General features: G+C 62.8%; 5 protein-coding genes and 1 pseudogene. 2 read left to right on the top strand and 4 right to left on the bottom strand.

Going from position 1 to position 4,409, the window contains the following annotated elements; all coding sequences use genetic code 11:
- The 3 genes from rsxC to rsxA form a co-directional block, all read right to left on the bottom strand.
- On the bottom strand, positions 1–1,138 hold a 1,138-nt coding region (rsxC, locus tag BN1127_RS04560; protein WP_042648676.1), incomplete at its 3' end, for an electron transport complex subunit RsxC.
- Between the two features lie 14 nt (positions 1,139–1,152).
- Positions 1,153–1,719 carry an electron transport complex subunit RsxB gene (rsxB, locus tag BN1127_RS04555; RefSeq protein ID WP_042648675.1) on the bottom strand — a complete coding sequence of 189 codons (567 nt, stop codon included), beginning with the start codon at positions 1,717–1,719 and terminating at the stop codon, positions 1,153–1,155.
- 4 nt (positions 1,720–1,723) lie between these two features.
- Entirely contained in the window at positions 1,724–2,305 is a 582-nt protein-coding gene (gene rsxA / locus BN1127_RS04550; RefSeq protein ID WP_005326871.1) for an electron transport complex subunit RsxA, read from the bottom strand.
- Positions 2,306–2,416: 111 nt separating this feature from the next.
- On the opposite strand from rsxA, the gene BN1127_RS04545 reads away from it, so the two are divergent.
- Positions 2,417–3,313, top strand: a complete 897-nt coding sequence (locus BN1127_RS04545) for a DMT family transporter (RefSeq protein ID WP_042648674.1) — start codon at positions 2,417–2,419, stop codon at positions 3,311–3,313.
- A gap of 61 nt (positions 3,314–3,374) precedes the next feature.
- Positions 3,375–3,572: a hypothetical protein gene (locus BN1127_RS04540; protein WP_042648673.1), complete on the top strand. Its 198-nt coding sequence runs from the start codon at positions 3,375–3,377 to the stop codon at positions 3,570–3,572.
- Between the two features lie 80 nt (positions 3,573–3,652).
- Here the strand turns inward: BN1127_RS04540 and BN1127_RS22970 are convergent.
- Positions 3,653–4,366, bottom strand: a pseudogene (locus tag BN1127_RS22970) (methyl-accepting chemotaxis protein); the annotation flags it as partial.
- Positions 4,367–4,409 lie beyond the last annotated feature (43 nt).

Here is a 4,409-nt window from a genome sequence, read left to right as displayed (position 1 = left end):
AACGGATGCAGGCCTGTTCGGGGCCGGGGGGAGGCAGCTCGGCGCGGGTGGGGGAGAGCAGGCAGTTGGTGGCCTTGACCACAGGCACCATGGCATGGGGCAGGGTGAAGCCCATCATGGGGCCCCCCATGATGACCCGCTGATCCGCCTCCGGTTGCAGTTCGAAACGCTGCAGCAGCCAGCGCACCGGGGTGCCGAGGCGCACCCAGGCATTGCCGGGCTTTTTGAAGGCGTCACCGGTGAGGGTGACGATGCGCGAGATGAGCGGCTCGCCGTCGATGATGGCGCGCTTGATGGCGAAGACGGTGGCGACGTTGAGCACCATGATGCCCATGTCGACCGCCCGGCCCCCCTTGGGTACCTGGCGCCCGGTGAGCAGCTCTATGGTCTGCTTGGCGCCGCCGGAGGGGTACTTGGTCGGCACCGACTTGACCAGCACATCCGCGTCTGTGGCATGGCGGGTCAGGGCGTCGATGGCCGCCGGCTTGTTGTCTTCCACCCCGATCAGGGTGAGCTTGGGCTTGAGCAGGTGCTTGAGCACCCGGATGCCCTCCATGATCTCGTCGGCATACTCCTGCATCAGACGATCGTCTGTGGTGATGTAGGGTTCGCACTCCAGGCCGTTGACGATCAGGATCTCGGTGAGCTGGCCGCGGCCATCGAGCTTGCTGTGGGTCGGGAAGACGGCGCCACCGAGCCCAGCGACCCCCGCCTGCTGGATGCGATCGAGCAGCTCGCCCCGCTCCAGATTCCAATAGTCGGGTTGGGGGCTGCGCTCACCCCAGGCATCGTCCCCGTCCGGGGTGAGAATGATGCAGAGATCATCAAGACCGGAGGGGTGCGCCACCGTGTGCTGCTCGATGGCGGTGATGGTGCCGGAGGTGGAGGCGTGCACCGGCACGATGCGCCCCTTGTCGAAGCGGGTGAGCGGCTGGCCTTTTTGTACCTTGTCTCCCACCTGTACCAGCAGTTCGCCGGCGGGACCCGCGTGCTGGCGCACCGGGATGATGAGCTGGGGAGGCAGGCCTGCGTCCACCACAGGGGTCAGGCTGGACTGGTGCTTGTTCTCGGGGGGATGAATGCCGCCGTGGAAATCCCAGAGGGTGCCGGCTTTGATGCGTTCGAGCAGATGCTGCATGGTTACTCCGCTGTTTATTCCACTATCTTGACCGGAATGGCGACCTTGGCCAGATCCCATTTCCAGTTGTCGACCGTGGTCGGCACCGGGATCATTTCAATACAGTCGGTCGGGCAGGGATCGACGCAGAGATCGCACCCCGTGCACTCGGCCGCGATGACGGTGTGCATCGCCTTGGTGGCGCCGAGGATGGCATCGACCGGGCAGGCCTGGATGCACTTGGTGCAACCGATGCACATGTCCTCGTGGATGAAGGCCACCTTCTTGACGGGGGTAGCCGCTTGCTCACCGCCGTCCAGGGGCTGGGGCTCGACCCCCATCAGATCCGCTATCTTGCGCATGGTGGCATCGCCACCGGGCACGCACTTGTTGATCTTGTCGCCGTTGGCCAGCGCCTCGGCATAGGGCTTGCAGCCCGGGTAGCCACACTGGCCGCACTGGGTCTGGGGCAGCAGGGCATCTAGCTTGTCGACGATGGGGTCGGCCTGCACATGAAACTTGACGGCGGCATAGCCCAGAATGATGCCGAAGGCCAGGGCCAGCAGGGCCAGCACCAGGATGGCAAAGAGTATGTGAGTCATAGCGCTATATCTTGATGAGGCCGGTAAAGCCCATGAAGGCCAGGGACATCAGGCCGGCGGTGACCATGGCGATGGAGACGCCGCGAAAGGGGGCCGGCACGTCGGCGGCCACCAGACGCTCACGCATGGCGGCAAACAGGATCAGCACCAGCGAGAAACCGCAGGCAGCCCCGAAGCCGTAGATGATGCTCTGGATGAAGTTGTGACGTTCGTTGATGCTCAGCAGTGCGACGCCCAACACGGCGCAGTTGGTGGTGATGAGGGGCAGGAAGATGCCGAGCAGGCGATAGAGGGTCGGGCTGCTCTTGCGGATCACCATCTCGGTGAACTGCACCACCACGGCGATCACCAGGATGAAGCCCAGGGTGCGCAGGTAGGCGATGTCCAGCGGGATCAGGATATAGTGCTCCATCAGATAGGAGCAGGCGCTGGCGAGCGTCATCACGAAGGTGGTGGCCAGTCCCATGCCGATGGCGGTTTCCAGCTTGCCGGAGACGCCCATGAAGGGGCAGAGGCCGAGAAACTTCACCAGCACGAAGTTGTTGATCAGCACGGTACTGACCAGTAAAAGCAGGTACTCAGTCATTGACGATGGGTTTTCCGGTGTGAAGGCGGCGGTATTATCTGATGTTAGGTGCCTTTAGACAACCGCAAGGCCGTATGGTTATTATTCGGGGGCCCAATTCATGGAGGCATTGTGCGCCCGCTACCCATACTGACCCTCACCCTGGCCATGTTGCTCTGGTCCAGCTCCTTTATCGCCCTCAAACATGTGCTGGAGGTCTGGTCCTTCGGCCAGGTGCTGTTTATGCGCATGGCGGTGGCATCGGGCTGCTGGCTGCTGTGTTACCGTCACCTCGGCAACTTCCACTATCAAAAAGGGGATTGGCGCTGGCTGGCCCTGATGGGCGCCCTGGAGCCCTGCCTCTATTTTCTGCTGGAGGTCAACGCCTTGCGCTACACCAGTGCCGGGCAGGCGGGCATGGTCTGCGCGCTGCTGCCCCTGATGGTGGCCCTGGTGGCCTTCGTGCTGCTGAGGGAGCGGGTGAGCCGACGCCAGCTGCTGGGTTTTGCCATCGCCATCTGCGGTATCGCCCTGCTGGGGCTGGCCGAGGGTGCCGATGAGTTCGCTCCCAATGCCTTGCTCGGCAACAGTCTGGAGATGGGGGCCATGCTCTGCGCCGCCACCTACTCAGTGGTGTTCAAGAAGCTCTCCAGCCGCTACGGCGTGCTGACCCTGACCGCCCTGCAGGCCTTCGTCGGCACCCTCTTCTTCGCTCCCTTCGCCTTCAGTGCCCCCTGGCCTGCAACCTGGGACTGGCAGGACATGGGGGTCATCCTCTTCCTCGGCGCCTTCGTGACGCTCGGCGCCTACCTGCTCTACAACTGGTCTGTCACCCAGGTGAAGGTGACCCTGGCGGCCGCCTATGTGAACCTCATCCCGGTCTTTACCCTGCTGCTCGCCTATCTGCTGCTGGGGGAGACGCTGGGTGCCTTGCAATGGGTTGCCTGCGCCGCCGTGCTGGCCGGCATCGGGGTCGGTCAGTTGCCCGCTGGCAAAAACCGGGTGCGCAGCGCCGCCGCCCAGAGTTGACTTTCCCCCGATCGGCTACAGTCTGGACAGGGACCTATGCTGGCCATGAAGGAGCCACACCATGAGCGACATGAAGTTGCTGGCCGAGGCCAAAGCTTTACTGAGCCACCACCCTTTCACCCTGGCCGATGCCAGGGCCCTGGAGGCCCTGGAGGAAGCGGCGGTGGGGGAGGAGGGGCTCTGCATCGCCGAGTTGTGGGAGCTGGCCCTGGGTCAGGCCGACGAGGAAGCGAGGCACTATCTGCAGGGAGAGGATTGACGCCTTTTCACACATCCTGAATGACAATAAACAACGCGGGGCCAGGCCCCGCGTTGTTTATTGGATGGCGTACCCCGAGCTCAGATGGAGAGACTCTTGACGGTGTCCGAGACCGAGTTCGCGTCCTCGATGATCTCCTTGATGACGTCGGCGATGATGTTGGCCTGATCCTGCCCCGCCACCGCCTTGCCTGAGACGACGGAGACGGTCTGGGTGATCTTGGAGGTGATGTCGGAGTTGTGCTTGATGACCGAGACGATCTCGTTGGTGGAGGTCGATGTTCTGGCCGCCAGCTGCCTCACCTCGTCGGCGACCACCGCAAACCCCCGGCCCTGCTCGCCAGCCCTGGCCGCCTCGATGGCGGCATTGAGTGCCAGCAGGTTGGTCTGATCCGCGATGCCGCTGATGGTGGAGATGATGGACTCTATGCTCTTGGATTGCTGATTGAGCAGATCTATCTGCTTGCTCACCTCGTTGACCGAGGTGTTGATGTGAGAGGAGGTCTCCAGCACCTTGTCGATCACTTCCCGCCCCTTGGCGGCACTGGCGACGGTTTCGCTGGCGATGGCGCAGGCCTTCTGGGCCGCCTCCCGGGTGGAGATGGATTTTTCCACCCGCTCCGTGATGTCGCTCGCCAGCTTGATGATTTTGACCACCTTGCCCTCGTGGTTGAAGATGGGGTTGTAGGTCGCCTCCAGCCATATCTTCTCCCCGTGATGGCCAAGGCGCATGAAGAGTCCGGACTTGATGTCCCCCGAGCCAAGATCGCGCCAGAAGTTGGGGTTTTTCTGGTACCTGATTACCCATGATTAGCAGTCAGTTACCACGAACTACACT

This window comes from Aeromonas media, from assembly GCF_000819985.1.
Lineage (GTDB): Bacteria > Pseudomonadota > Gammaproteobacteria > Enterobacterales > Aeromonadaceae > Aeromonas > Aeromonas media.
Note: the sequence above shows the minus strand (reverse complement) of the source record. Positions and strands in the feature narration are given on the sequence as shown.

What these genes read in the sequence shown, in the direction of transcription:
- rsxB (WP_042648675.1), bottom strand. Translation starts at nt 1,719, where the DNA reads ATGACTCACATACTCTTTGCCATCCTGGTGCTGGCCCTGCTGGCCCTG.
- rsxA (WP_005326871.1), bottom strand. Translation starts at nt 2,305, where the DNA reads ATGACTGAGTACCTGCTTTTACTGGTCAGTACCGTGCTGATCAACAAC.
- BN1127_RS04540 (WP_042648673.1), top strand. Translation starts at nt 3,375, where the DNA reads ATGAGCGACATGAAGTTGCTGGCCGAGGCCAAAGCTTTACTGAGCCAC.